Annotated in this window: 20 protein-coding genes, 2 tRNA genes and 2 pseudogenes; 15 read left to right on the forward strand and 9 right to left on the reverse strand. The window is 57.9% G+C overall.

The annotated features are described in order from the left end of the window. The first annotated feature begins 167 nt into the window (after positions 1 to 167). Positions 168 to 590: an HNH endonuclease gene (locus MME58_RS27765; RefSeq protein ID WP_395514294.1), complete on the forward strand. Its 423-nt coding sequence runs from the start codon at positions 168 to 170 to the stop codon at positions 588 to 590. 529 nt (positions 591 to 1,119) lie between these two features. Here MME58_RS27765 and MME58_RS07655 read toward each other — a convergent pair. After that, positions 1,120 to 2,187: a DUF748 domain-containing protein gene (locus MME58_RS07655; protein WP_055005487.1), complete on the reverse strand. Its 1,068-nt coding sequence runs from the start codon at positions 2,185 to 2,187 to the stop codon at positions 1,120 to 1,122. A gap of 127 nt (positions 2,188 to 2,314) precedes the next feature. Here MME58_RS07655 and cysK point away from each other — a divergent pair, with 127 nt between their 5' ends. Continuing rightward, positions 2,315 to 3,289, forward strand: a complete 975-nt coding sequence (gene cysK, locus MME58_RS07660; protein ID WP_054987968.1) for a cysteine synthase A — start codon at positions 2,315 to 2,317, stop codon at positions 3,287 to 3,289. A gap of 176 nt (positions 3,290 to 3,465) precedes the next feature. Continuing rightward, a complete protein-coding gene (locus tag MME58_RS07665; protein WP_054987935.1) occupies positions 3,466 to 4,404 on the forward strand; it encodes an aspartyl/asparaginyl beta-hydroxylase domain-containing protein in 939 nt (312 codons plus the stop codon). 55 nt (positions 4,405 to 4,459) lie between these two features. Here the strand turns inward: MME58_RS07665 and MME58_RS07670 are convergent, their stop codons facing one another. Continuing rightward, positions 4,460 to 7,933 (reverse strand): hybrid sensor histidine kinase/response regulator, encoded by a 3,474-nt coding sequence (locus MME58_RS07670; RefSeq protein ID WP_055005509.1) that lies wholly within the window; start codon positions 7,931 to 7,933, stop codon positions 4,460 to 4,462. 242 nt (positions 7,934 to 8,175) lie between these two features. On the opposite strand from MME58_RS07670, the gene MME58_RS07675 reads away from it, so the two are divergent. Next, positions 8,176 to 10,050 (forward strand): MFS transporter, encoded by a 1,875-nt coding sequence (locus tag MME58_RS07675; RefSeq protein ID WP_055005486.1) that lies wholly within the window; start codon positions 8,176 to 8,178, stop codon positions 10,048 to 10,050. A 183-nt stretch (positions 10,051 to 10,233) separates the two neighbouring features. Here MME58_RS07675 and MME58_RS07680 read toward each other — a convergent pair whose 3' ends face one another. Next, a complete protein-coding gene (locus tag MME58_RS07680) occupies positions 10,234 to 11,193 on the reverse strand; it encodes a bile acid:sodium symporter family protein (RefSeq protein ID WP_054987932.1) in 960 nt (319 codons plus the stop codon). A gap of 87 nt (positions 11,194 to 11,280) precedes the next feature. Next, entirely contained in the window at positions 11,281 to 12,201 is a 921-nt protein-coding gene (gene rdgC, locus MME58_RS07685; RefSeq protein WP_054987931.1) for a recombination-associated protein RdgC, read from the reverse strand. 171 nt (positions 12,202 to 12,372) lie between these two features. Here rdgC and MME58_RS07690 point away from each other — a divergent pair. Further along, positions 12,373 to 12,448: transfer RNA gene (locus MME58_RS07690), tRNA-Val, on the forward strand. Between the two features lie 21 nt (positions 12,449 to 12,469). Further along, positions 12,470 to 12,546 (forward strand) — tRNA-Asp (locus MME58_RS07695). Positions 12,547 to 12,742: 196 nt separating this feature from the next. Here the strand turns inward: MME58_RS07695 and MME58_RS27575 are convergent. Further along, positions 12,743 to 12,999, reverse strand: a pseudogene (locus tag MME58_RS27575) (isocitrate lyase/PEP mutase family protein); the annotation flags it as partial. A gap of 286 nt (positions 13,000 to 13,285) precedes the next feature. Here MME58_RS27575 and MME58_RS07705 point away from each other — a divergent pair. The 3 genes from MME58_RS07705 (at position 13,286) to MME58_RS07715 (ending at position 15,443) form a co-directional block, all read left to right on the forward strand. Continuing rightward, entirely contained in the window at positions 13,286 to 13,681 is a 396-nt protein-coding gene (locus MME58_RS07705) for a hypothetical protein (RefSeq protein ID WP_054987930.1), read from the forward strand. A gap of 126 nt (positions 13,682 to 13,807) precedes the next feature. Then, positions 13,808 to 14,998, forward strand: coding sequence for a CaiB/BaiF CoA transferase family protein (locus MME58_RS07710; protein WP_055005485.1), 1,191 nt, complete (start codon positions 13,808 to 13,810; stop codon positions 14,996 to 14,998). Between the two features lie 55 nt (positions 14,999 to 15,053). After that, complete coding sequence (locus MME58_RS07715; RefSeq protein WP_054987928.1) at positions 15,054 to 15,443, forward strand: VOC family protein; 390 nt, start codon at positions 15,054 to 15,056, stop codon at positions 15,441 to 15,443. 76 nt (positions 15,444 to 15,519) lie between these two features. Here the strand turns inward: MME58_RS07715 and MME58_RS07720 are convergent, their stop codons facing one another. Both MME58_RS07720 and MME58_RS07725 read right to left on the reverse strand, forming a co-directional pair. Next, positions 15,520 to 16,863: a dicarboxylate/amino acid:cation symporter gene (locus MME58_RS07720; RefSeq protein ID WP_055005484.1), complete on the reverse strand. Its 1,344-nt coding sequence runs from the start codon at positions 16,861 to 16,863 to the stop codon at positions 15,520 to 15,522. A gap of 105 nt (positions 16,864 to 16,968) precedes the next feature. Continuing rightward, entirely contained in the window at positions 16,969 to 18,024 is a 1,056-nt protein-coding gene (locus MME58_RS07725) for a tartrate dehydrogenase (RefSeq protein ID WP_054987926.1), read from the reverse strand. 135 nt (positions 18,025 to 18,159) lie between these two features. Here MME58_RS07725 and MME58_RS07730 point away from each other — a divergent pair, with 135 nt between their 5' ends. Beyond that, positions 18,160 to 19,080 (forward strand): LysR family transcriptional regulator, encoded by a 921-nt coding sequence (locus MME58_RS07730; RefSeq protein ID WP_054987925.1) that lies wholly within the window; start codon positions 18,160 to 18,162, stop codon positions 19,078 to 19,080. 9 nt (positions 19,081 to 19,089) lie between these two features. Here MME58_RS07730 and MME58_RS27580 read toward each other — a convergent pair. Next, positions 19,090 to 19,609, reverse strand: a pseudogene (locus MME58_RS27580) (hypothetical protein). 259 nt (positions 19,610 to 19,868) lie between these two features. On the opposite strand from MME58_RS27580, the gene MME58_RS07740 reads away from it, so the two are divergent. From MME58_RS07740 to MME58_RS07760, 5 genes are all read left to right on the forward strand, one after another. Further along, positions 19,869 to 21,278: a DUF4329 domain-containing protein gene (locus MME58_RS07740; protein WP_054987924.1), complete on the forward strand. Its 1,410-nt coding sequence runs from the start codon at positions 19,869 to 19,871 to the stop codon at positions 21,276 to 21,278. 206 nt (positions 21,279 to 21,484) lie between these two features. Beyond that, a complete protein-coding gene (locus MME58_RS07745; protein ID WP_055005483.1) occupies positions 21,485 to 22,255 on the forward strand; it encodes a BamJ family beta-barrel-assembly machinery protein in 771 nt (256 codons plus the stop codon). Positions 22,256 to 22,621: 366 nt separating this feature from the next. After that, a complete protein-coding gene (locus tag MME58_RS07750) occupies positions 22,622 to 23,074 on the forward strand; it encodes a YkvA family protein (protein ID WP_055005482.1) in 453 nt (150 codons plus the stop codon). Between the two features lie 100 nt (positions 23,075 to 23,174). Continuing rightward, positions 23,175 to 23,516 (forward strand): helix-turn-helix domain-containing protein, encoded by a 342-nt coding sequence (locus MME58_RS07755; protein WP_055005481.1) that lies wholly within the window; start codon positions 23,175 to 23,177, stop codon positions 23,514 to 23,516. Then, complete coding sequence (locus MME58_RS07760; protein WP_054987920.1) at positions 23,513 to 23,884, forward strand: hypothetical protein; 372 nt, start codon at positions 23,513 to 23,515, stop codon at positions 23,882 to 23,884. Before MME58_RS07755 ends, MME58_RS07760 begins: the two co-directional genes overlap by 4 nt. A 17-nt stretch (positions 23,885 to 23,901) precedes the next feature. Here MME58_RS07760 and MME58_RS07765 read toward each other — a convergent pair whose 3' ends face one another. Then, positions 23,902 to 25,671 carry a bifunctional diguanylate cyclase/phosphodiesterase gene (locus MME58_RS07765; protein ID WP_055005508.1) on the reverse strand — a complete coding sequence of 590 codons (1,770 nt, stop codon included), beginning with the start codon at positions 25,669 to 25,671 and terminating at the stop codon, positions 23,902 to 23,904. Between the last annotated feature and the right edge of the window lie 53 nt (positions 25,672 to 25,724).

The following is a 25,724-nucleotide window of genomic DNA, read 5'->3' on the forward strand; positions in this document are numbered from 1 at the left end:
AGCAGCCACTATCACCCTAGCTGGGGAGGTATGCGGCTGCCCGCAATTTGAGTACCTTCATGAAGCATCATCCTATACCTGTCGCATGGGTGCGTGAGCACTTAGCCGTCGACCTTACATCGCCCACCGGACTGCGCTGGATCAAGTCTCCCACCAACAGCAAAATGATGGGGGCCATCGCAGGTAGTACGAATGGGTGGGGTTACTATCAGGTTCGCTGCCGTGGCGTTTCCCTACGGTCGAATCGGATCGCGTACGCCCTTCACTACGGCGTGGACCCTGGCCCGGCGCTGGTGGACCACCGCGACGGCAACAGGGCGAATAATGACCCACTGAATCTGCGCCTTTGCAGTGTTGCGCAGAACACGCAGAACCAGACGCTTGCCCGGCACAACCGTAGCGGCGTAAAGGGCTTGAGCTACTGGGCTGTGCGGAACCGTTGGCGCTGTGAGATAGGTGTCAACGGGAGACGGGCTACCCGGTCATTCCCCGCTGACCAGAAGGCCGAGGCGATACGCTGGCTACGCAACACCCGCGAGGCCCTGCACAGGGAGTTCACCAACCACGGAGAGTCTGGACAAGCAGCGTGATTAGGCCGATGCCTTATTCGCTTTCGCACGTAGCTTGCCGCCGCCCCATATCGCCAGCCACGCCAGCCCCAGCGTCAACAGCCCTATAATCAGTTGCGACACTACACTCGCCGCTGAATAGCCAGTGAACGCAGCTAAGACTCTGGTTATACCGGAGAAAGCCCAGAGACAGCCCAGTACCGTAAGTATCCATCCGACCACGCGCATGTGTGTTCCCTGTTGAATGCTTAATTAGAGCGCGCATTTTAGCCGTGGGCGTTCTCTGCTGCAATTCTATAATGCCACTATAGGCGCAGTTCCTTATTCAGAATTGGGGCACAGGCCAGCGGCACAGGCGCACAACCGCAGTACGTAACGCCGCTGAAAGCCCCGGTTTATAAGGCTCTCTATCGTATCCCTTGTTTATTTCTTGAATAGAGAGTCACGCTCTGTGCTCATTTAGACCATGCAGAGTCGGACGAGACCCCGACCGCTGCTCGCCTGTTTCGGCCTTGCCTGGCCTTCGCTCGCCGACCCTGTCGGGCAGGGCCTAGGAACCCTTGCTGCTCTCATAACGTGCATTGAACGCCTGAACGAACGCATTGCGCAGGATTTGCAGGAACGCCTGAAAACCGCTGATATCCTGCTGATGGACACTGCCGCTCAGGTCGACGCGGGTGGCGAACTGGTTTTCTCGCTGGTTTTTCAGCACGGTTTCACTGGTGCCGACCAGCGCTTCCCAGATCGAACGGAACACGCCCTTGTCCTTGTTCTCCACATCCTGGTGCCAGTTGAACACGTCCACGTTGCGCAGCAGCGGCTTGACATAGCCTTTGAGTTGCCCTTTGTCGGCCTGCGCTTCAATCACGACATCACCATCGCCTGCGTTGAAATCGAACTTGCCGTAAGCCGACGAGAAGTCATTGAGCTTCCTGAGCTGTATGCCAGTGGCACGCAGTTTGAAATCGAAGTCTTCAAAGTTGCTGAACGGATCGAATCTGGCCGTGCTTTCCAGGTCGGCGTGGCCCAGCAGGCGCGCCTTGCCCTTAAACTCGGCATCGCGGTTGCCTTCTACATCGACCACGTTGGTCAGGTTGTAGATGCTGGCATTGACCTGGTCCGCCTCGATTTTCACCTTGGGCGTGGAATTGAAGTTATTGAACGTGATACGCCCGTTGTCGATTCGCAGTTCGTTAAGGGTGATGGGCAGCAGTTTGTTCATCTGCGTACGCCAGTCGGTGCCCTGACCGGTCTGCGAGGCTTGTTTGCTGCCGCCGTCGACAAAGTTGATTTGCGGGCCGGTGAACAAGGCTTTTGCCACCACGGCATGGTCATACCAGAGTGAATGCCAACTGACCGCCAGTTCGATCATCGGTGCGTCGAAGAAGGGCACCGGGACCTTGCCATCGGTCTTGACGATTTTCAGCCCCTTGATCCGATAGGCACCTCGCCACAAAGCCAGGTCCACATCGGCGATTTCGCCTCGGTAGTCACCCATGTCTGCGAGTTTGTCGTTCAGATAGTCGCGCACCAGATACGGCAGGGCGATATTGATAGCGATCAGCAGCACTACCAGAGCGGCCAGGGTCCATAGCGGCCAGCTGTAGCGACGTTTCATGACGTGAGTCTCCTGTTTCAATGAAAGGATGGACTGCGCGCGTCGTCATCCGTTCGGTCAGACTGGACGCCCCAAGGCTGGCGGCATAGGCTTTGACTCTTTAACCGATGTGCACAAGGACATCCTCATGAGCCGTATTTACGCTGATAACGCCCATTCCATCGGTAATACACCGCTGGTGCAGATCAACCGTATCGCGCCGCGCGGTGTCACCATTCTGGCCAAGATCGAAGGGCGTAATCCGGGCTATTCCGTCAAGTGCCGTATCGGTGCCAACATGATCTGGGACGCTGAAAGCAGCGGCAAGCTCAAGCCAGGCATGACTATTGTCGAACCGACCTCGGGCAACACCGGGATTGGCCTGGCGTTTGTTGCCGCTGCCCGTGGCTACAAGCTGATGTTGACCATGCCGGCTTCCATGAGCATAGAACGTCGCAAGGTACTCAAGGCGCTGGGTGCCGAAATGGTGTTGACCGAGCCGGCCAAGGGGATGAAAGGTGCAATCGCCAAGGCAGAGGAACTGCTGGCTGGCGACCCTGAAAACTACTTCATGCCGGCACAATTCGAAAACCCGGCCAACCCGGCCATCCATGAAAAGACCACTGGCCCTGAAATCTGGGCGGACACCGACGGTGCCATCGATGTGCTGGTGGCGGGCGTCGGAACTGGCGGGACTATCACCGGTATTTCCCGTTATATCAAGCACACCGCAGGCAAGCCGATTCTGTCTGTCGCGGTCGAACCGGACGGTTCGCCAATCATCACCCAGGCGATGGCGGGTGAAACGATCACGCCGAGCCCGCACAAGATTCAGGGTATCGGCGCTGGTTTTATCCCGAAAAACCTCGACCTGTCGATTGTTGACCGGGTAGAGCGTGTCACTGACGACGAATCCAAGGTCATGGCACGGCGTCTGATGCAGGAGGAGGGTATTCTCTGCGGTATTTCGTGCGGCGCAGCCATGGCGGCGGCTGTCCGCCTGGCTGAAAAGCCGGAGATGCAAGGCAAGACCATCGTGGTGATCCTGCCCGACTCCGGCGAGCGTTACCTGTCGAGCATGCTGTTCAGCGATCTGTTTACCGATCAGGAGCTTTCCCAGTAACACATCTTCGCAAGTGCGTACTTCATGCGGGCAACGCAAGGGTTTATGATGGCCAGCTTACGCATCGCCGGACGATTATCCCTGTCCGCACGTGCTCGAGGTCCTTCATTCAGAATCATGCATCAGTGCTGCCCGCGTGACGTTTGGCGTTATCTGCCCGCTTCAAGGAGAGCTTCATGACCCTTTCATTTGTTGCCAAGGCATCGATCCTGATGCTGTTCCTGGGCAGCACGCTTTACGTTCATCTGCGCGGTCGGGCCCGGCTGCCCCTGTTGCGGCAGTTCGTCAACCATTCGGCATTGTTTGCACCGTACAACGCACTGATGTATCTGTTTTCCCGCGTGCCGTCCGAGCCGTATCTGGACCGCAGCAAATTTCCTGAACTGGACGTCCTCAAGGACAACTGGGAAACCATTCGCGACGAAGCCATGCACCTGTTCGACGAAGGTTACATTCGTGCGGCCGAGAAGAACAACGATGCGGGGTTCGGCTCGTTCTTCAAGAAGGGCTGGAAGCGCTTTTACCTGAAGTGGTACGACAAGGCACTGCCATCTGCCGAAGCGCTGTGCCCGAAAACCGTTGAGCTGGTCAACAGTATTCCCAACGTCAAGGGCGCGATGTTCGCGCTTCTGCCGGGCGGCAGTCATCTCAACCCGCACCGCGATCCGTTCGCCGGTTCCCTGCGTTATCACCTGGGCCTGTCTACGCCGAACTCGGATGACTGCCGGATCTTTGTCGATGGCAAGGAGTACGCCTGGCGCGATGGCCAGGACGTCATGTTCGACGAGACGTACGTGCACTGGGTCAAGAATGAAACGGCCCAGACCCGGGTCATTCTGTTCTGCGACGTCGAGCGTCCGCTGACCAACCGCTTCATGACCCGTGTAAACCGTAGCGTCAGTGCCTTCCTGGGCCGTGCAACCGCTCCGCAGAACCTGGACGACGAGCGGGTGGGCGGGATCAATCAGGCGTATGCATTCAGCAAGCGTTTCAGCGATGGCTTCAGTGGCAAGGTCAAGCAGTTCAAACGGGCTAACCCCAAGGCGTATCGCGTGTTGCGCCCCGTTCTGGCTGTGGCGGTACTGACGTTGCTGGGCTACTGGTTGTTCGGTTAGGCAACAGCCTTGATCCGGTTGTTCGCTGCCGCAGCGAACAACCGCCAGCTTTTTCTCAATCCAGAGTCACATGCCGACTCAACAGCGCTCTCAGCGCTGCGGGCTTGACCGGCTTGGGCAGGTAATCGAGTCCTGCCGCATGCACTTGAGCGATCAGCTCCGGACGGCCATCGGCGCTGATCAGCACGCCGGGCACCGGTTGACCGAGGCGGGTCCTTAGCCAGGCCATCAGTTCAGTGCCGGTTTCGCCCTCATCGAGATGGTAATCCACCAACGCAATCTGCGGCCTGACGCCATTGTTCAGCAGTGTTTCGCATTCCTGGCGATTGCGAGCGGTCCAGACCTGGCAGCCCCAGCGTGACAGCAGGCTGTGCATGCCGATCAGAATGCTGTCTTCATTGTCGACACACAGCACCTGCGTACCGTTCAGAGTGGGTCTTCTTACATCAGACGTCTTGTCAGGGATTGTCAATGAGGCCGCTGCCAACGGCACCCGTACGCTGAAAACACTGCCTTTGCCGGTCCACGAACGCACCTGCAAGGGGTGTTCAAGGATGCGACACAGACCATCGGCAATCGCCAGTCCCAGTCCAAGCCCTTTGGCTGCGTGAGTCTTGTGGCTGTCGAGGCGCTTGAACTCTTCGAAAATCACCTGCCGCTTATCCTCGGGAATGCCCGGCCCGCGGTCCCAGACTTCAAGGCTCAGGCTGTCGCCGTAGCGCCTGACCCCCAGCAGGATGGGACCCTTGGCATAGCGGAAAGCGTTGGTCAGGAAGTTCTGCAGGACCCTGCGCAACAGCTTGATATCACTGTCGACGCGAAGCGAACTGCCCCTGACACGAAAATTCAGACCCTGTTCCTGGGCCAGCGCCTTGAATTCGGCCCCAAGGGTGTCAAACAGCGCGTTGAGCGGGAAGGGCTGGCGGTCCGGGGTGATCTTGCCGTTTTCGAGGCGGGAGATGTCCAGCAGATCACTGATCAGGTCTTCGGCAGAACGCAACGAGCTGTCCAGATGCTGGACGAGTTGCTGAGCGTCGCTGGAGATCCCGTCTTGCTGATGTGAGAGCGCAGCAGAAAACAATCGTGCAGCATTCAATGGCTGCATCAGGTCATGGCTGACGGCAGCCAGAAACCGGGTTTTCGATTCATTGGCGGCTTCGGCAGTGCCTTTGGCTTCAGTCAGTGCCTGGTTGAGCTGCGACAATTCGCGTGTCCGGGCGGCCACCCGCTGCTCAAGGCTTTCGTTGACGCCCTTGAGGGCCTGCTCGGCGGCGCGGAACGCGGTAATGTCGGTGAAACTCATGACGAAACCGCCACCGGGCATCGGGTTGCCGATCAGCTCGATCACCTGGCCATTGGGAAACAGCCGCTCCGAGGTGTGAGCGCGGCCCTGGCGCATCCAGTGCAGGCGTCGCGCCACATGAACTTCGGCCTCTCCCGGTCCGCACAGACCTCGTTCTGCGTTGTAGCGGATGATGTCGGCAATCGGCCGGCCGACGCCAATCAGCCCTTCGGGATAATTGAACAGCTCAAGGTAGCGACGATTCCAGGCCACCAGCCTCAAGGACTGATCGACGACACTGATGCCTTGGGTAATGTTTTCAATGGCTCCCTGCAGCAGCGCACGGTTGAACTGCAAAACTTCTGACGCTTCGTCGGCGATGCGTACGACGTCTTCCAGTTGCATGTCACGACCTTCGATAGCCGCCTTGACCACGGCGCGCGTCGAAGAGGTGCCCAGTACGCCTGCCAGCAGCCGCTCGGTGTGCGCGATCCATTCACCGTCGGCATTCTGGCTGGGATTGAAGCCCTTGCCTTGTCGGTAGGCGAAGCGAATGAAGCTCTGGCGCGCGCGGTCTTCACCGACAAAGCGTGCCGAGAGGCTGAGCAGATCGTCTATCTGGACAGCCAGCAGCGGACGGCTGAAGTCGCGCCCCTGGGTTTCCTGGCCAACGAAACGACCCGCTTGCCAGTGCTCCGCCACTCGCGTGCGTGACAACATCGACACCCAGGCGAACAGCGTGCAGTTGCCGGCCATCGACAGTACGACGCCTTGAGTCATTGGCGAGATCGGCAGATCGAACGGGTTGCTGTGCAGCCAGGAAAGTAGCGGGAAATTGCTCAGTGACCAACCCATGCCATGCGCCGCGACCGGCAGCACCAGGGTGTAGAACCAGATGAAGATTCCCGCCGCCAGTCCCGCAAATACGCCACGCCGATTGGCCTGCTTCCAGTACAGCGCACCGAACATGGCCGGGGCCAGCTGGGTGATCGCGGCGAAGGCGATCTGGCCGATGGTCGCCAGACTGGCTGTCGACCCCAGCATTCGGTAGCTGACATAGGCCAGCAGGAGAATCATCACAATGCTGATGCGCCTTACCGAAAGCATCCAGTGACGAAACGCTTCGAACGGCCGCTCGGTGTTTTTGCGCCTTAGCAGCCACGGCAGCAGCATGTCGTTGGAGACCATCGTCGACAGCGCCACGCAGGCAACGATTACCATGCCGGTTGCCGCCGATGCACCGCCGATGAAGGCCAGCAGGGCAAGTGACGGGTGAGCGTGTGCCAGTGGCAGGCTGATCACGAACGAGTCGGGCAGCATGGACGCTGGTAACAACATCTGCCCGGCCAGTGCGATCGGCACGACGAACAACGCGGCCAGCGCCAGATAGGCCGGGAACACCCATTTGGCGAGATTAAGGTCCTGAGGCTCGATGTTTTCTACCACTGTGACGTGAAACTGCCGAGGCAGACAGACGATAGCCATCATCGCCACACCGGTTTGCACGAACATCGACGGCCAGTTGATCGTGTCTTGCCAGTATTCCTCCAGGCGCGGCGCTAGTCTGGCCTGATTGAACAGGTCGTCAAACCCGTCATACAGACCGAATGTGACGAACACGCCGACTGCCATGAACGCAAACAGCTTGACCAGCGCCTCGAAGGCAATGGCCAGCACCATGCCGCGATGGTGTTCGGTGACGTCCAGATTGCGCGCGCCGAAGACGATGGTGAACAACGCAAGGATCAGCGACACCACCAGCGCGGTATCCTGAGCGCGGGTGCCGGTGGAGTCGGCCACCGCACCAATGAGAATATTCACGCCCAGCACGATGCCTTTCAGTTGCAGCGCGATATACGGCAGCATGCCGATCAGGCAGATCAACGCCACCATGACCGCCAGTGGCTGGGATTTTCCGTAGCGTGCTGCGATGAAGTCGGCAATCGAGGTGATGTTTTCCTGCTTGCTGATCAACACCATCTTCTGCAACACCCAGGGCGCCAGCACCATCAGCACGATAGGGCCCAGATAGATCGGCAGGAACGACCACAGCTGTTCGGCGGCCTGGCCTACTGCGCCGAAAAACGTCCAGCTGGTGCAGTAAACCGCCAGCGACAAGCTGTAGACCCAGGCGCGCATGGTCGGGCGCAGCGATGCGCTGTACCGGTCGCCGTAAAAGGCGATGGCGAACATGATGGCCATATAGGTAAGGGCAACGGCCGCAATCAGCCCGCTGGACAGCGACATATAAAAATCCACACCGTATCGATAGCGCGCAGTCTCGCACGATGGCCGCGCTTCGTCTTTGTCGACCAAGGTCGAGCGTGGCAGGGTGTCGCAGACGTTGCACAACGCCCAGATCGATAAAAAAAGCGCATTGGCGTTTTGTAAAAAGAAATGTCCTATCGACATTCGGCAGAGTTACGTCTTCAATGTGCCTCGGATTGGCGGCTGCGTCAGTTCGCCCCAGCCTCTCAGGACCACGGACGATGAGCCAACAGTCGCAATTCAGCTTGCTCGGGAAACGCCGTTTCCTGCCGTTTTTCATCACGCAGTCCCTCGGGGCGTTCAATGACAATATCTTCAAGCAGTCATTGATCCTCGCCATCCTTTACAAGCTCAGCATCGACGGCGACCGTTCGATCTACGTCAATCTGTGTGCTTTGCTGTTCATCCTGCCGTTCTTTCTGTTCTCGGCGCTGGCCGGGCAATTTGGCGAGAAGTATCCCAAGGACACGTTGATCCGCATTATCAAGTTCGGAGAGATCGTCATCATGGCGGTCGGCGCTGCGGGTTTTCTGTTCAATCATCTTGAATTGATGCTGGCGGCGCTGTTCGCCATGGGCACGCATTCGGCGCTGTTCGGACCGGTCAAGTATTCGATTCTGCCGCAGCACCTGCGCGAGAGCGAGCTGGTCGGCGGTAACGCGCTGGTCGAGATGGGCACCTTTCTGGCCATTCTGGCTGGCACCATCAGTGCGGGCGTGATGATGTCTTCTTCGCACTATGCCTGGGTGGTTGCGGCCGCTATCGTGCTGGTCGCCTGCCTGGGGTTCGTTGCCAGCTTCGGTATTCCGCGCGCGACTGCCGCCTCGCCTGAGATGAAACTCAACTGGAATATTTTCACCCAGTCGTGGGCGACCCTGCGCATGGGGCTGGGGCAGACGCCCGCCGTGTCGCGCTCGATTGTCGGCAACTCCTGGTTCTGGTTTGTCGGTGCTATCTACCTGACGCAGATCCCTGCTTACGCCAAGGAGTGGATGTATGGCGATGAAACGGTTGTTACGCTGATCCTGACCGTGTTCTCCATTGGCATCGCGCTGGGCTCGCTGCTTTGCGAGCGGTTATCCGGACATAAAGTCGAGATCGGGCTGGTGCCCTTCGGCTCGATGGGGTTGACGATTTTCGGTCTGCTGCTGTGGTGGCATTCCGGTGCTTTCCCGCAGACCGTGCGGGCCAACGACTGGCTGGCGGTCCTTTCCTACGGACAGGGCTGGCTGGTGTTGTTCGATATTCTGGGCATCGGTGTGTTCGGCGGCTTTTATATCGTGCCGCTGTACGCGCTGATCCAGTCGCGTACGCCGGTGAAAGAGCGCTCTCGCGTGATTGCCGCCAACAACATTCTCAACGCACTGTTCATGGTGGTTTCGGCGATTGTTTCGATCCTGCTGCTGAGCTTCGCCAAACTGTCGATTCCGCAGCTGTTTCTGGCGGTGTCGCTGATGAACATCGCGGTCAATATCTACATCTTCAAGATCGTCCCCGAGTTCACCATGCGCTTCATGATCTGGCTGCTGGGCCATTCCATGTACCGCGTCGAACACCGCGACCTGGACCGGATTCCGGATGAGGGCGCTGCTCTGTTGGTCTGCAACCATGTGTCCTTTGTCGATGCATTGCTGATTGCCGGTGCGGTGAGACGTCCGATCCGTTTTGTCATGTACTACAAGATCTACCAGTTGCCGGTCCTCAATTTTATCTTCCGCACCGCCGGAACCATCCCGATTGCCGGGCGTAATGAAGACATGGACATCTACGAGAAGTCGTTCAAACGCATCGCCCGGTACCTTGCGGAAGGCGAACTGGTGTGCATCTTCCCTGAAGGCAAACTGACGACCGACGGCGAAATCAGCGGCTTCAAGAGTGGCATGAGCCGCATTATCCAGGAGACCCCGGTGCCGGTCATACCACTGGCATTGCAAGGCCTGTGGGGCAGCTTCTTCAGCCGTGATCCGAGCAAGACCCTGTTTCGCCGCCTGTGGTCGCGCGTCGTACTGGTTGCCGGTTCGCCCATTGCAGCCGATGTGGCAACACCCGTGGATGTGCGTGAAGAAGTGAAAGCGCTGAGAGGAAAAGTGCAGTAGCGCGCCCGTATGACTGACGTGCCAATCACTCCGCGTTGGCACGATAATCAATCACTCCGCGTTGGCATGATGGTCAAAAGCCGACCCGAGTCGAAACCCAATCTCCCTGACATCCCAGAACCGCTGTGTGACGCAGAGCGTCACGAACTGCATGCCATGTATAGAGCGTGACCATGATAGTCCTCAGCGCCTGAGCTGCGACCTGAACGTATTCTCTTCCTCCGGCATCTTCCTGAAATACGTCGACAGCAACGCACCGGAAATATTGTGCCAGACACTGAACAGCGCACTCGGCACCGCTGCCAGCGGCGAGAAATGGGCACTGGCCAGTGCAGCGCCCAGCCCCGAGTTCTGCATACCGACCTCCAGCGCCAGCGACTTGCGTTGTGCTAATGGCAGCTTGAAGACCTTGCCAGTGAAATAACCCAGCAGAAAACCGAACGTGTTGTGCAGAATCACCACGGCCATGATAAGCAGACCGGATTCAGCGATTTTCGCCTGACTGGCGGCGACCACAGCGCAGACGATCATCACAATACTGACCACTGACACCAGCGGCAGCACATCTACCGCATAGCTCACCCGCGCGCCCAACAGGCGCTGGGCAATCACGCCCAGTACAATCGGCAGCATGACCAGTTGCATGATCGACCAGAACATATCGAGGAAGGACACCGGCAGCCACGCCGAAGCGAGGAACCAGATCAGGGCCGGGGTCAGCAGCGGGGCAAACAGGGTAGTCACCGCCGCAATGGCCACCGCCAGCGCCAGATCACCTTTGGCCAGCCAGGCCATGACGTTGGATGACGTGCCGCTCGGGCAGCAGCCGACCAGAATCACGCCCACTGCAATTTCCGGGGGCAGTTGAAACACCTGGCACAGCAACCAGGCCACACCGGGCATGATCACAAAATGCGCGACCACGCCGAGCGCAACGCGCCACGGGTTGCGCGCCACTTCAGAGAAATCTTCCAGCTTCAAGGTCAGGCCCATGCCGAACATGACCAAGCCCAGAAGCGGCACGATCCAGCTTTTCAGGCCGATGAAGGCTTGTGGAAACAGAAACGCCAGGATGGCGAACAGCAATACCCAATAGGCGAAGGTATTACCGACAAACCGACTCAAGGCTGCCAACGCGCGCATGGCGTGTTCCTTTTTGTAAATGACGGGTGTGAAATGAATGCGCCGTCTGACGAGACGGCGCGGTGTTGCAGACAGTAGCAGGCGTTATCAGATCCCCTGAGGGATTTCCTCTCCGCCCAGCGCTTCGAACAGTTCCGGGAGGAATTCGCCGAAGGTCAGCATCATCAGGGTAAAGCTTGCGTCCAGCTGGCCCAACGCTTCATCGCCGCCGTCCTGTTCAGCCTGATCCTGCAGCAGGTCTTCGAACTTCAGGCGCTTGACCACCAGCTTGTCGTCGAGCACGAACGACAGTTTGTCCTGCCAGGCCAGCGACAGTTGGGTAACTACCTTGCCCGTGTTCAAGTGCAGCTGAATTTCGTCGCTGGTCAGATCCTGACGCTTGCACCGCACGATACCGCCGTCTTCGTGGGTGTCGCGCAGTTCACATTCGTCCAGCACGAAGAAGTGGTCGGCCGCCTTCTGGGTCTTGACCCAGTCGGTCATGGTCGCACTCGGCGAAACCTTGACGGTCAATGGACGTACCGGCAACGAGCCGATCACTTCACGCAGGGTCGACAGCAGGTCTTCGGCACGTTTCGGGCTGGAAGCATTGACCAGAATCAGGCCCTGCTTTGGCGCGATGGCAGCGAAGGTCGCGGAGCGGCGGATAAACGCACGCGGCAGAAAGGCCTGGATGATTTCATCCTTGAGTTGATCGCGTTCCTTCTTGTAGACCTTGCGCATCTGCTCGGCTTCGATCTCGTCGACCTTTTCCTTGAGCGCGTCGCGCACGACGCTGCCGGGCAGGATGCGTTCTTCCTTGCGTGCAGCAATCAGCATGAAATCCTGGCTGATGTGTACCAATGGAGCGTCTTCACCCTTGCCGAAAGGAGCGACGAAACCATAGGTGGCCACCTCCTGGCTGGCGCAGGCACGAGCCGGTTTGGTTGCCAGTGCTGTTTCCAGCGCTTCGGCATCAAAAGGCACGTCCTGGGTCAGGCGATAGACAAGCAGGTTTTTGAACCACATGAGGTGAGTCTCTCTTTCTATACAAAGGCGGGCATTATTCGCTCCTCGGCGGCTCCGGCCAACCCTGCATAGAGCGTTTGTAAGCCTTTGGAAGGATTATAAAAATTATTTAAAAAAGTGCTTGCCAGAGTTCGGGTCGCTCCGTAGAATGCGCGCCACACCGAGAGTGAAGGGTGATTAGCTCAGCTGGGAGAGCAGCTGCCTTACAAGCAGCGGGTCGGCGGTTCGATCCCGTCATCACCCACCAAACTCGCTTTTAGTGTTACGCGCAGCGGTAGTTCAGTCGGTTAGAATACCGGCCTGTCACGCCGGGGGTCGCGGGTTCGAGTCCCGTCCGCTGCGCCATATTTCTCTTCAAGGCCCTTGAACTCCTTGAAGCAAACAGAAAGCCCGCCTCGTGCGGGCTTTCTGCTTTCTGTTGTCCTGAAAAGAGAAGTGTCCGTTCAGCGTAGGACGGCGGGCAAGAATCGGTTCTTCGGGGGCTGTCCCTGCCTCACGTCTTCTGTTGTGGCTGGCGGTTCGCCTTCAGAGCGTCCAGGCATCATTCGGTTTTAGTGGCCATCAAGGCATTCACCTCACCGCAGGTATGCGCTTTCAACGCAGGGGCATCGAGTTATCGCTGTTCAGGAAACTGCGGACCAATACTCCCATGGCGCCTTATAGAAACTCGGCGATACCGGAGCCCGCACTCCGGCGCCGGGCACCCAGACGCTTCAGCTCGCGTATCAATGGCAGCCCCTCCCGCAACAGCAGGTTGACCGGTAATTTGCGTTCAAGGCAGGCAGTGCTGATGTCGCTTGGCTGTTGCACAAGAAGCACTGCCCCTGACGCGATGCAGTGTCGTATGCATCAATACAGCACCAGGTAAGACGTTCTCTTTTTTAATGTAAGTTATTTCCTTGTTTGTTGAAATTCCTGACTCGCTCTTTATTTAGTCGGGTCAAGTCCTTGATTTCTCATCTTTGCTGGTATTAGCTGGTTATATCGGTTGGGAGCGTTAGTGTGCCGGCCGAATGCCTGATTATTTGAATTCTATGCAATCGCCCGGTCAAGGCGGTTGAATGTTATATATAAGGAAATTTGTATGAGCAATCGTCTTAAACTGTTAATGGCTGCATCTGTCATGGCCACCTCCGTCAGCGCGTTGGCCTCGACGGCGTTGCATACCGCGACCATCGATCAGCACGGCGTTGTCGTCGCGCAATCTTCTCCCTGGATAAAATCCGTGAATTACAGTAGCCAGAATGACTATTTCGCAACCTATAAAGTGCTTTTCAATGACGGCCTCTTTAAACAGGCACCGGGTTTTTGCTCGGTATCGTCCATTGATACCAGTGACTATGAACGTTTGTTCTACGGCCACGCCAAGTTAGGTGGCGCTGCTACCGCAGAAGAAGTCAATGTATTGGGACTTCTGGTGGGCAAGCGCGGTGCCTCGGGTGATTCCTCGATGAGTTTCCAGTTGGCGTGCAGCAATTGATCCAATGAACCCCGCCGATGCGGGGTTTTTTACGGTGACCCGCCCACTTCCTGCATTGTCCGGCTGTTCATCTTCTGCGTTTGCGCAGATCATCACCCTGACTCCCCAACAAGAAAAGGACGTGTCATGAGCCTGCCTCTTCAGGGCATCAAGGTGGTGGAACTGGGCCAGCTGATTGCCGGGCCTTTTGCGGCGAAGATCCTTGCCGAGTTCGGTGCCGAGGTCATCAAGGTCGAGCCGCCGCTGACCGGTGATCCTCTGCGCAAATGGCGCTTGCTACATAAAGGCACGTCCGTGTGGTGGGCGGTGCAGTCACGCAACAAGCAATCGGTGACGCTTGATCTGCACCAGCCTCAGGCGCAGGAGATAGCTCGGCGGCTGATCCGTGATGCCGATGTGCTGATCGAGAACTTCCGCCCCGGCACGCTTGAAAGCTGGGGCCTGGGTTGGGAAGAACTGCATGCTCTTAATCCGAAACTGATCATGTTGCGCGTTTCCGGTTATGGGCAGACGGGTCCATATCGCGACAGACCGGGTTTTGGCGTCATTGGCGAGGCGATGGGCGGTTTGCGGCATTTGTCGGGCGAGGCCGGGCGCACACCGGTGCGAGTCGGTGTATCGATCGGCGATTCGTTATCGGCCCTGCATGGCGTGATAGGCGTCCTGCTGGCGCTTCGTCATCGCGAGCAGAATGACGGCGAAGGGCAGCAGATCGATGTTGCGTTGTACGAGTCCGTGTTCAATGTGATGGAAAGCCTGATTCCTGAATACTCAGTATTCAATGTGGTCCGTGAGCCCGCTGGCAGCAGCATGCCGGGCATCGCGCCGACCAACGCCTATCGCTGCAACGACGGCAAGTACACGCTGATTGCGGGCAATGGCGACAGTATCTACCGCCGGTTGATGGAAAAAATAGGTCGCATGGATCTGGCCAATGACCCTGAGCTTGAGCACAACGACGGGCGGGTCAGGCATGTGGCGCGCATTGATGCCGCCATTTCGACCTGGACCGCCGAACGCTCGCTGGACGAAGTTCTCGCTGCGCTCAACGAGGCGCGTATCCCGGCCGGCAAGATCTATGATGCCGCCGACATCGCCGAAGACCCGCATTATCAGGCGCGGGACATGTTGTTGCAGAGCGCTCTGGATGACGGTACGCCCGTTACACTCCCGGGGATTGTGCCTAAACTTCAAGGCACGCCGGGTCAGGTAAGAACGCCTGCGCCGACCTTGGGCCAACACACCGATACCATTCTTGAAGCGCATGGTATCGACGCTGCCACCCGTGCCGAATGGCGTCGACTAGGCATCATCTGATCCGAATCGTAAATGTTGTCGTAAAACGAACTCTATTCCAAACGGAGCTGATCCCGTGATTGATCATCTGGACCATCTGGTATTGACCACTTCCGACGTCGATGCCTGCAAGGACTTTTACGTACGCATCATGGGTATGGCCCCTGAACGCTTTCGCCAGGGCCGCCTGGCGTTTCGCTTCGGTAATCAGAAAATCAACGTCCATGAGCGTGGCAAAGAGTTCGAGCCCAAGGCCCATCTGCCTGTACCTGGTGCGCTGGATTTGTGTTTCATTGCCAGCATTCCGCTGGAGCAGGTGATTGAGCACCTGCAGGAGCAGGACTGGCCTATTGTGGAAGGCCCGGTCGAGCGTACCGGTGCCACGGGGCCTATTCGTTCGGTTTATGTACGCGATCCTGATCTGAACCTCATCGAAATCTCCGAGCTGGCAGGTCCCGGCGTCTGATCCAGGCGCTCTGAGAGAAATTCCTGCCGACCACTGATCATCGGCAGGACGTTACTTCAATCAGAGCCAATCTGATTCAGGTCGGTGAGGGCGTGATCCCGTCCCTGATGGTGGCGGGTCTGGCTGGACCGTCTTTTGCCTGGGGCAATGTATCGGGCTGCCTCGGCTCGTCCTCGCCATTGAGCGCCCGGTGCATCTTTTCCGTGTCCAGCGCGCCGACCCATTTGGCAATGGCCATGGTACCGACGCCGTTGCCGATGGTATTGGTGATTGCCCGCGCTTCGGACATGAAGCGGTCCACGCCCAGCAACAGCACCATACCCGCGACCGGAATGGTGCCCAGAGACGCCAGCGTGGCGGCAAGAATGATGAACCCCGAGCCCGTGACGCCCGCCGAACCCTTGGAGGTGAACATCAACACCACCAGTACGATCAACTGGTCGGTCAGGGATAACGGCGTGTTGGTCGCCTGGGCGATGAAGATAGCGGCAATTGTGTAGTAGATCGCCTGACCGTCCGGATTGAAGGTCAGGCCGGACGGAATGATCATTCCGGCAACCGGTTTTGATACGCCGGCTTTCTCCATTTTCGAGATCATCTGTGGCAGCACCGATTCCGATGAGCTGGTGCCCAGCACCGTGATCAGTTCTTCCTTGATGAAACGCAGGAATTTCCAAAGGCTGAAACCGCTGTAGCGGCATATCGGCCCGAGCACGAAGATCACGAACACTGCGCAGGTCAGGTAGACACACGCCATCAGTTTGCCCAGGGAAAACAGTGAGCCGAAACCGTATTTGCCGATGGTGAAGGCGATCGCACCGAATGCCCCGAGCGGTGCCAGGCGCATGACCATATTGACGATTCTGAACATGCCTTGCATCAGGCTGTCCAGCGCATCGATAAAGGGCCTGGCGCGTGGACCTGTCTGCGCCAGAGCGACCCCGAGCAGGATCGAGAACAGCAGGATCTGAAGAATATTGCCCTTGGCGAAGGCGTCGATGATGGTATCGGGGATGATGCCCATCAGAAAGTCCATAAACGACGAATGTTTTGCGGCGCTGGTGTAGGTGCCAAGGCTGGACGAATCCAGCGTTGCCACGTCGATGTTCATCCCCGCACCCGGTCTGAATACATCCACTACAACGAGGCCGATGACCAGCGCGAGAGTCGATACCACTTCAAAATAGATCAGTGCCCGAAACCCGACGCGGCCCAGCTCTTTCATGTTTTCCATGCGCGCAATGCCGGACACGACAGTGAGGAAAATCACTGGTGCGAGCAGCATCTTGATCAGTTTGATGAAGGCGTCACCGATGGGTTTGAGCGATGCGCCGGTTTCCGGTGCCACGACGCCAACGATTGCGCCGAGAATGACGGCGAGTAGCACCTGTACGTACAGCTTGCCTAGAATACTTTTCATGACCGGGTCCTGAGTTTTTATTGTTGTCAGGAAATGCCCGGAGACTCGGCTGACCGGTCTCCGTGGCGTTGTACCGCGATACCGCAATGATCTGGCGAATACCCCTCAGCGATTGATCAGTTGCAGTACGGCATCGGTGACCTGCCGGGTGGTGGCTGTACCGCCTAGATCCGGGGTATGCAGACCGCTTTCCGTGACCGCCTCGATAGCCGACATCAGAGTGTTGGCTGCCGCCGATTCACCCAGGTGCTCGAGCATCATCGCGGCGGTCCAGAATGTGGCAATCGGGTTGGCGACGCCTTTGCCGGTGATATCGAAGGCTGAGCCGTGGATCGGTTCGAACATCGACGGGAAGTTGCGACCTGGATTGAGATTGGCGGTGGGCGCGATGCCCAGACTGCCCGACAGCGCGGCTGCCAGATCGGAGAGGATGTCGGCGTGCAGATTGGTGGCGACGATCACATCCAGCGACGACGGCTTGAGCACCATGCGCGTGGTCACGGCATCGACCAGTTCCTTGTCGATCCTGATATCCGGAAAGTCCTTGGCCACCTCGTAGAAAATCTCGTCCCACAACACCATGCCATGACGCTGCGCGTTGGACTTGGTGACCATGGTCAGTTGCTTGCGTGGGCGAGTACGCGCCAGTTCGAAAGCGAAGCGATGAATACGCTCTACACCGGCCCGAGTGAATACTGAAACCTCGGTTGCGACTTCTTCCGGCAAGCCGCGATGCACGCGCCCGCCATTGCCGGAGTACTCACCTTCGGAGTTTTCCCGAACGACGACCCAGTCGATTTCGTGGCCGTTGTGCAGCGGGCTTTTCACGCCGGGCAGAACGCGAGCCGGACGTACGTTGGCATATTGATCGAACCCTTGGCAGATCGGCAGGCGCAACCCCCACAGGGAAATATGATCCGGTACGTTCAAGGCACCCACGGCACCGAAGAAAATCGCATCGAACGTCTTGAGTTCGGCCAGGCCGCCGTCAGGGATGTAGTGGCCGTTCTTCAGGTAATTGGCGGAATTCCAGTCAAAATGCTTGAAGGTCAGGTCGAAACCGGATGTCTTTGACAGGGCCTGCAGGATTTCGACACCTGCGGCGATCACTTCCACGCCGATGCCGTCGCCGGGTACTGCTGCAATGTTGTAACTGCTCATGCTCCACTCCACTGTTCTGGTGCTTTTTGTTGTGCCTGCGAACGCGCTGTTCGCCAGGGTGTGGACGGAGTATATGTAGTGAGTCAAAGCGCATGAGTTACTCTAAATCACTACATAATTAACTTTGGGTTATCAATGAGCCAGACACAGGACCTGTCTTTTTTTCATCTGTTGGCCCAGCAGGGCAGCCTTGCTGCGACAGCCCGGGAACTGGGCGTCACGCCGCCTGCCGTCAGCAAGCGCTTGAGTCAGCTCGAGGCACGGCTCGGCACACGACTGGTGAATCGCACCACGCGATCCATGAGCCTGACTGCCGAGGGCGAGCTGTACTTCAGCCATGCAGCAAGGATCCTGACTCAGATCGATGAGGTCGAACAGTTGATTACCAGCAGTTCTGCCAGCCCCAAAGGGTTGATCAGGGTCAACGCCTCACTGGGGTTCGGCCGCCGCCACATAGGTCCTGCGCTGGCGGCTTTCTTTGCCCGTTACCCCGAGGTGCAGATCCAGCTGGAAATCAGTGACCATCCGCTGGACCTGGCGACTCACGGCTTCGATCTGGGCATTCGTTTCGGCAGTCTTCCTGACGCAGCCTTCCATGCGCGCAAGATTGCGTCTAACCGACGTCTGCTCTGTGCATCGCCGCTGTATCTGGAAAAGCACGGTACGCCGACCCGGCTGGCAGAACTGCAGCACCACAACTGTATTTTTCTGCGTCAGAACGAAACGCCCTATGGCGTCTGGAGTTTCAACAGCGGAGGTCGTACACAGAACGTCAAGGTGCATGGCGCATTGGGCTGCAATGACGGTGAAGTCGCGCTTAACTGGGCGCTGGAAGGGTTCGGCATCTTGCTGCGCGCTGAGTGGGACATTGCCCGGTACGTGCGCAGCGGCCGTTTGCGCCTGGTGCTTGAAGACCAGACGCCCACCCGGGCGGATGTCTACGCGGTGTATCCGCAGCAGTTGCATCTGTCCGCCAGGGTGCGTTGTCTGATCGATTTTCTGGTGGAGCGTTTTGCCAGTCTGGATCGGGTTGTGCCGCTGCAAGACCCGCAATGAGCCTCAGTGTCAGCAGCCCTTCGCAACAGCTCCGTCCTTCGGTACGAACGCAGTCTTGTCGCCTGGTTTGGTGACGATGTAAGCACGTCGCCAAGGCTGGCCGTCGATCAGCTTCCAGCGATGGCCGGGACCGGTGGTGTCCTGCGCCAGCAATATTTCTCCAGGGTGCAGTACAAAATTCTCTCCGCCAGTGGTGGAGAATTCGAGTGTGCCGGACAAGGTAATCACATATTGCTCTTCGGGTGCCGGATGCCACTCATAAGTAGAGTGCGCCGGGGTTTCCTTGAAGTGCAGGGCACTGACATCGGTCATGGCCTTCTGATCAATCGAGCCTTCGATGACATGTGACAGGTTGTCGGGGCCTGTGCACAGCCGATATGCCTTGATGACCCTCGGTCACAATGATGGGCGGCTTCTTGATGGCGTAAGCGGCGCTGAGCGGCAACATGACTGTTGCAGCAATTACGGCCAGGCTTGCCAAATGACGACTCGTCGAGCGCTTTGGGCGAAAACGATTGTTCGGATGCATAAAACGTTCCTGAGCACGACAAACTGCATGAGCCCTGATTGTCAGTCGCGATGATCGATCAGGGGCTGGGCTGAATCGCCCACGCCGTGGATCGAATCACCGTTCATTAACGGTTAAAAATTATCTTTAGTTTCATGTTGCCAGTTTCACGCTGCCAAGCGTCGGCTTGTCCACGTGTTGTGATATTCATCTATGTCATTCACCGCCTCGGGTTTCCTTACGCTGCTGACTCAATCAGTCAGGCTTCCAGGAGCCCCGAATGCACCACAGAAAAAGGCTTGAAAAACGATCCATTGATCATCACTCCGGCATGCCTGCGTTCAGCCCGCCGTTCGATCATCCGGACGAGGCAGCACGTTATGCTCACGAGCGGATCGGCAACCGCCGTGACCGCGAGTACGGTGGCTTCATTCTGGTTCGCCAGGACGGCAAGTACGTTGCGACCGAGCCCATGAGCGGCAGTCACTTCAGCTTCGACCCCAATGAAGTCTTTCCACGCAACGAAGAAGACGGTTATGTGCTCTACCCGCAAGGGCATGACGACTATGCGGTCTACCATTCTCACCCTTCACTCCAGGCCGGGCTCGATGAGTGGCCGGAGAGTGAAAAGGTCACTTACCCGAACAGTTTTTCAGCGGGTGATATTTATGCGGTGATCGACGATCAGGAGATTTGTCCGGCGACCTACCTTTCCGGGCCTGACGGTTCGCTGATCAAATACACGCTGTCCCGTTCTGCCGCCGAAGACACTTTGTTTGCACGTGTTGCCGGCCCGCCGAACATGCCGCACCTGAGTGAACTCAGCCAGATCCACAAGGCCCTGCAGAACCTGACCCTGATGCCCAGTGATGTGGTCCGGTTGCTGGCAGGTGCCGGAAATCTGGAAGTGATAGTGCCCAGCCGTCTGTGGGGGCGGGCCGGGAAAGTGTCGACTGACTGGCATCCTTACCCGGACGATAGGGCTGCTCGCGCAGCGCGTATGACACCGCCCGCAAGCTGTACCGCGCAGTGGCCACCCAGGGCTCTGCGCCTGAGTACGCCGTTTGGCAGTGCCGATGAGGCTGCAGGTTACGCCCACGGCCAGATCGGCACTCGCATTCATTCGCAAATCATCGGCTTCCTGCTGTTCAACCCGGTGACACGCGCCTACCGGATTGCGGAGCCGTTTCTTGACGATGGCACTCCGGTTTACGCGCCCTGTTCGGCGTTTCACCCCGATGCGTACTATCGACCTGCGTTACCTGACGGCTATCGCATTGACGGCATGTATTTTTCCTCTGCCAACCTTGCAGCGGAGGGTGGGCGCGAAGTAGTCAGCGATTTCTTCGAAGCGGACGACTTGCATCGCATGTTCAGTTATCGGCACAAGCCCGTACCGCGTCGTAAAGGCTTGCCGATTCGCTATGGCTTCGAGATGTCGGTGGTTTATTTCTCGGCAGCCGATGGTGCGTTGCTTGGGTACACGCCCAGCCAGTCCGATGAGGAGTTTCAACTGTTGCAAAGCGTATCGCGTGTGTACTCGGGGACCCAGTCCATCCAGGCGCAGCTCTCAGCCGGTGCCATGAGCGTGCCCGACTTTGTACGCAGAGTCGCGCGCGCGGGGCGTCTTCGGGTGCTGCAGACGAGCGCGCGCTGGCCTGAGGCCGGTGTGATCAGCCCTGTGCCTTGAACTCTCTGCAGCAAACCTGCGTGTTGCCCATGGGAATCACAAACTGAACTGCAACTGAACGATGCGGTGCCGATCCGGGAAAACCTTTGGATACCTGAACTTATCGGCGTTTTCTCCCTCTCATGCCGGTAGCCATTGATCGCGGCGGCCTGATAAGCTCGCGGCTTTACTCGTTTGCCCTTTTGGCGCATGAACAAGGAATTAGCATGAAACAGCATCGGTTGGCAGCGGCGATTGCCCTGGTCGGTCTGGTACTCGCAGGTTGTGACAAGCAAGCCAGCACCGTAGAGCTGAAAACTCCGGCACAAAAAGCGTCTTATGGCATCGGTCTGAACATGGGCAAAAGCCTGGCTCAGGAAGGCATGGATGATCTGGATTCCAAGGCTGTAGCTCTGGGTATCGAAGACGCTGTCGGCAAGAAAGATCAGAAACTGAAAGACGAAGAGCTGGTTGAAGCCTTCTCCGCGCTGCAAAAGCGCTCCGAAGAGCGTTTGGCGAAGATGAGCGAAGAGGCTTCTGCCGCAGGCAAGAAATTCCTCGAAGAGAACGGCAAAAAGGATGGCGTGGTCACCACGGCTTCCGGTTTGCAGTATCAGATCATCAAGAAAGCTGATGGCGCTCAGCCCAAGCCTACCGATGTTGTGACTGTTCACTACGAAGGCAAGCTGATTGACGGCAAGGTGTTCGACAGCTCCGTCGAGCGCGGCAGCCCGATTGACCTGCCGGTCGGTGGCGTCATTCCGGGTTGGGTCGAAGGTCTGCAACTGATGCACGTAGGCGAGAAGATCAAACTCTTCATCCCTAGTGATCTGGCTTACGGCGCGCAGAGCCCGAGCCCGGCCATCCCTGCCAACTCGGTACTGGTGTTCGATCTGGAACTGCTCGGTATCAAGGACCCAGCAGCGGCACCGGCGGCTGGCGCCGATGCCGATGAAGAAGAGGCAGCTCCTGCCGCTTCGGCTCCGGCCAAGAAGTAACGTTACACCTGGCTACAGAAAACGCCCTGTCTCGACAGGGCGTTTTTGTGTCCGGCTTATTTCCCGAACGCTTGGCCATTCGGGCAGTCCCACTATCATGGCGGTATGCAGGCATATTGTCAGACAGTCCGGCAAGATCAATGCATGCGTCCAGACGGGCGTATCCAGTCAATGCTTTTGTGGTTTTTTTTGTGAGTAAAAAACGCCCGATTTGACTGTGGCCCCCCGAAAACGGGGAGTTCAGGCTTGAAAAAAGCTGCTGTTCACAAGGTTATCCACAATTATTGTGGATAACCTTGTGACGCCGGCCATGCAGGTTTACAGAACCTGCTTCATCGAGAGACATTTTGCTGAACGGGAGTGGGTATGAAAGCACCGTGGAATTTGATCCGTTATCTGCCCGGAGCCCGGCGTCTGCTGGCAGCCGGGCGACTGCCTGGACTGCTGTTTGCGGTGGCGCGCAAGGGCAACAGTGAAGGTAATCGTCTGGGCAAGCTCAAGGAAGACCTGCGTTTGCTTCAGGCCCTGTGCCTGGCGTACTGGCGTGGCGAGTACCGAAGTATCAGCCCTAAGGCGATTTTGTCCATTGTCGCTGGTTTGATGTACTTCCTCAGCCCGCTGGACGCGATTCCCGACTGGATTCCGGGCTTGGGAATGCTTGATGACATCGCAGTGCTGGCGTGGGTCACCAAGCACCTGAGCGATGAACTGGATGCATTTCGCGCCTGGCGTGCGCAGCAATCGCCCGAGAAGCTGATCGTGGTCGAGCAACTGCCCAAGACTCAGGCGTTGCTGGAAAAAGAGCGAGGCAAGGTGTAAGTCTCAAGGATTGAACACCCGCCGTAGCGTTCCACTGTTAAGATGCCAGCGTATGAATCAAGCCTGATCAGTCTGCGGTCGTGTAGTACAAGGTGACGCTATGGATCTTCAAGTGATATCCCGCGACGGGGAGCCGGAATATGCAGTGCTTCCCTGGGCTCAGTACCAGGCACTGCTCAAGGCTGCCGGCCTGGTCGGCAAGCCGCCTCTGGAGCCGACAGCATCGGCTTCCGGCACCCCTGAAAGCGAGCTTCCCGGATTCGATGAGTTACGTGCGCTGCGTGAGGCCAAAGGTCTTGAAGTGGCCATTCTGGCTCGTACGGTCGGTATCAGCCCGTCCTATCTGGAGTTGATCGAAAGCGGTACGCGTCAACCGGACGGCGCAATCAAACGCAGTCTGGCATGGGAGCTTGGAGTGCCGGGCTGGCGAGGTGAGTCGTGAGCGTGCGCATCAGTCGCCAGCATTGGGACGGATTGCTGAATGAGCTCGATCAGGCGCGCCGGCAGCGCCATTTGCTGACCTATCGTGCCCTGGTGGAACGTTTGCAGTTGCCCAGCCCGGCGATGCAGACGCTGACTGCAGCCCTTGAGCACCTGGCTACCATGGACGCCCGCGCAGAGCAGCCTTTGCGCAGCTCGCTGGTGATCAGCCAGGGTGCCAGCCGTCTGCCGCGTCCTGGCTTCTTCGAGTGTGCAGAGCGTCTTGGACGCTTTACCGGCCCTTCGGATGGCGTCGCCGCCGCATCGTGGCATGCCGCCGAAGTGGTTCGTGTGTTCGAATACAGCTATCCGGATGCGCACACGCAGTAGGGCCGCCAGGCTGGCCCTTACGCCTCCAACAAATCCAGCCGCGTCGAATCGATCACATGAATACTCGCGCCAGCAACGTCCTTGGCAAAGTGTTTGGCTTGTGAAGCCAGGTCGGCCAGCTGGCTGGCATCGACCCGCGTGCAGCTTTCTTCGTGCAGGTGCACCACGCCCACCGACAGTGATAACAGCGGAAACTCCTGGCGTTGACCCTGACGGTTGAGGGCTACGAAGCAACCGGCTTCCAGGTGTTCCGCGCGGTAGAAGCGGCGACATTGATTCTGGAAATCATCCAGCAAGGTTTTCAGGCGCCGTTCCCAGTCCTCGAAACCCAGCACCATCAGAAAATCATCGCCGCCGATGTGCCCGACAAAATCCCGGCTCGGATCGACACGGTCGTTGAGGCACTGCGCCAGACACAGCAGCACTTCATCGCCACGGGCGTACCCGTAGATATCGTTGAAAGGCTTGAAGCTGTCGATGTCCACGTAGCAGATCATTGACTCGCGGCCCTGTTGCAGCAGACGAGTCAGGCATTGTTGAATCGGAACATTGCCTGGCAGCAGGGTCAGTGGATTGGCGTAACGGGCCTGCTGGATCTTCATTTCGGTAATCAGCTTCAGGACATCGATCACCCGTCCCAGACCCAGATAGACGCCGTTGGCAGTAATGATGAAGTCCTCTTCTATGCGCTGCCGGGCGCGGCTGGTCAACAATCGGCTGACTTGCTGCAGTGACTGGCTGACTTCTACAGCCAGAAAGTCATCGCTCATCAGACGGCTGATCGGCTTGCGGGCAAACAGTTCGGTACCGAATGGCTTGAGCAGGGCTTCGGACAACGAATGCCTATGGACGATGCCGCACGGTCTGGCGTCGTCGTCCAGTACCGCCAGCGAGTTGAGATTGGCTTGTCTGCGGAATGCTTCCAGTACCTCAGCCGTGGGCGTGGACTGACTGACCGAGGGTTGCGGGTTGAGCAGGGCAGAAAGGTCTGCGGCTTCTTCGTTGAGCGGCGCGCTGGTGGTCTCTGCCTTGGGCAGCATGGCGCGGGTGTCGCGCGGCGGTCGCTCCTGCGGGCGGGCCAGCAAATAGCCCTGAACCAGATCTACACCCATGTCTTTCAACGCTGCCAGCTCTTCCGGCAATTCGATGCCTTCGGCAATCACGGTCGCTCGGGAAGCCTTGGCCATTTGCAGCATGGAGCCGACGAACTCGCGCTTTACGGCATCCTGATGAATCCCGTCTATGAAGTGACGGTCGATTTTCACGTAGTCCGGGCGTAGCTCAGACCACAGCCGCAAGCTTGAATAACCCGCACCGAGATCGTCCAGCGCAATGGAAAAACCCATGTCGCGATAATGGTGCAGCGCGTTGTACAGCAGGTCGAAATCGTCGGTCGGCATCTGCTCGGTCAGCTCAATGACCACGTCCTTGGGCGCAATCCGGTAGCGACGCAGCATTTCCAGGGTACGCCCCGGCGGGTGTGAGGTTTCGAGCAGAGACTCAGGAGATACATTGAGAAACAGCTTGCCCGGCAACTTCTGCTGACTGAAGCGACGACAGGCACTGTCACGACAGCTCAGTTCCAGTTCACTCAGGCGGCCTGCCTGCCGAGCGATGGCAAACAGGTTGAGGGGCGAATGCAGCGCGCTATTGGACGGGCCCCGAGTCAAGGCCTCGTAGCCCAGAATCCTGCGTTCCGACAGCGAAACGATGGGCTGGAACAAGCTGTGCAAATCACCACGAGCCAGAATTGAACTCAGTGCGCTCAGCTGTTCGGTTATGGTCATGGTCGTCTCGAAGAGAATGAAAAAGGGCTGAGCGCTTGCGCGTTCAGCCCCGT

The sequence above is a fragment of the Pseudomonas syringae pv. tagetis genome (assembly GCF_022557255.1).
GTDB lineage: Bacteria > Pseudomonadota > Gammaproteobacteria > Pseudomonadales > Pseudomonadaceae > Aquipseudomonas > Aquipseudomonas caricapapayae.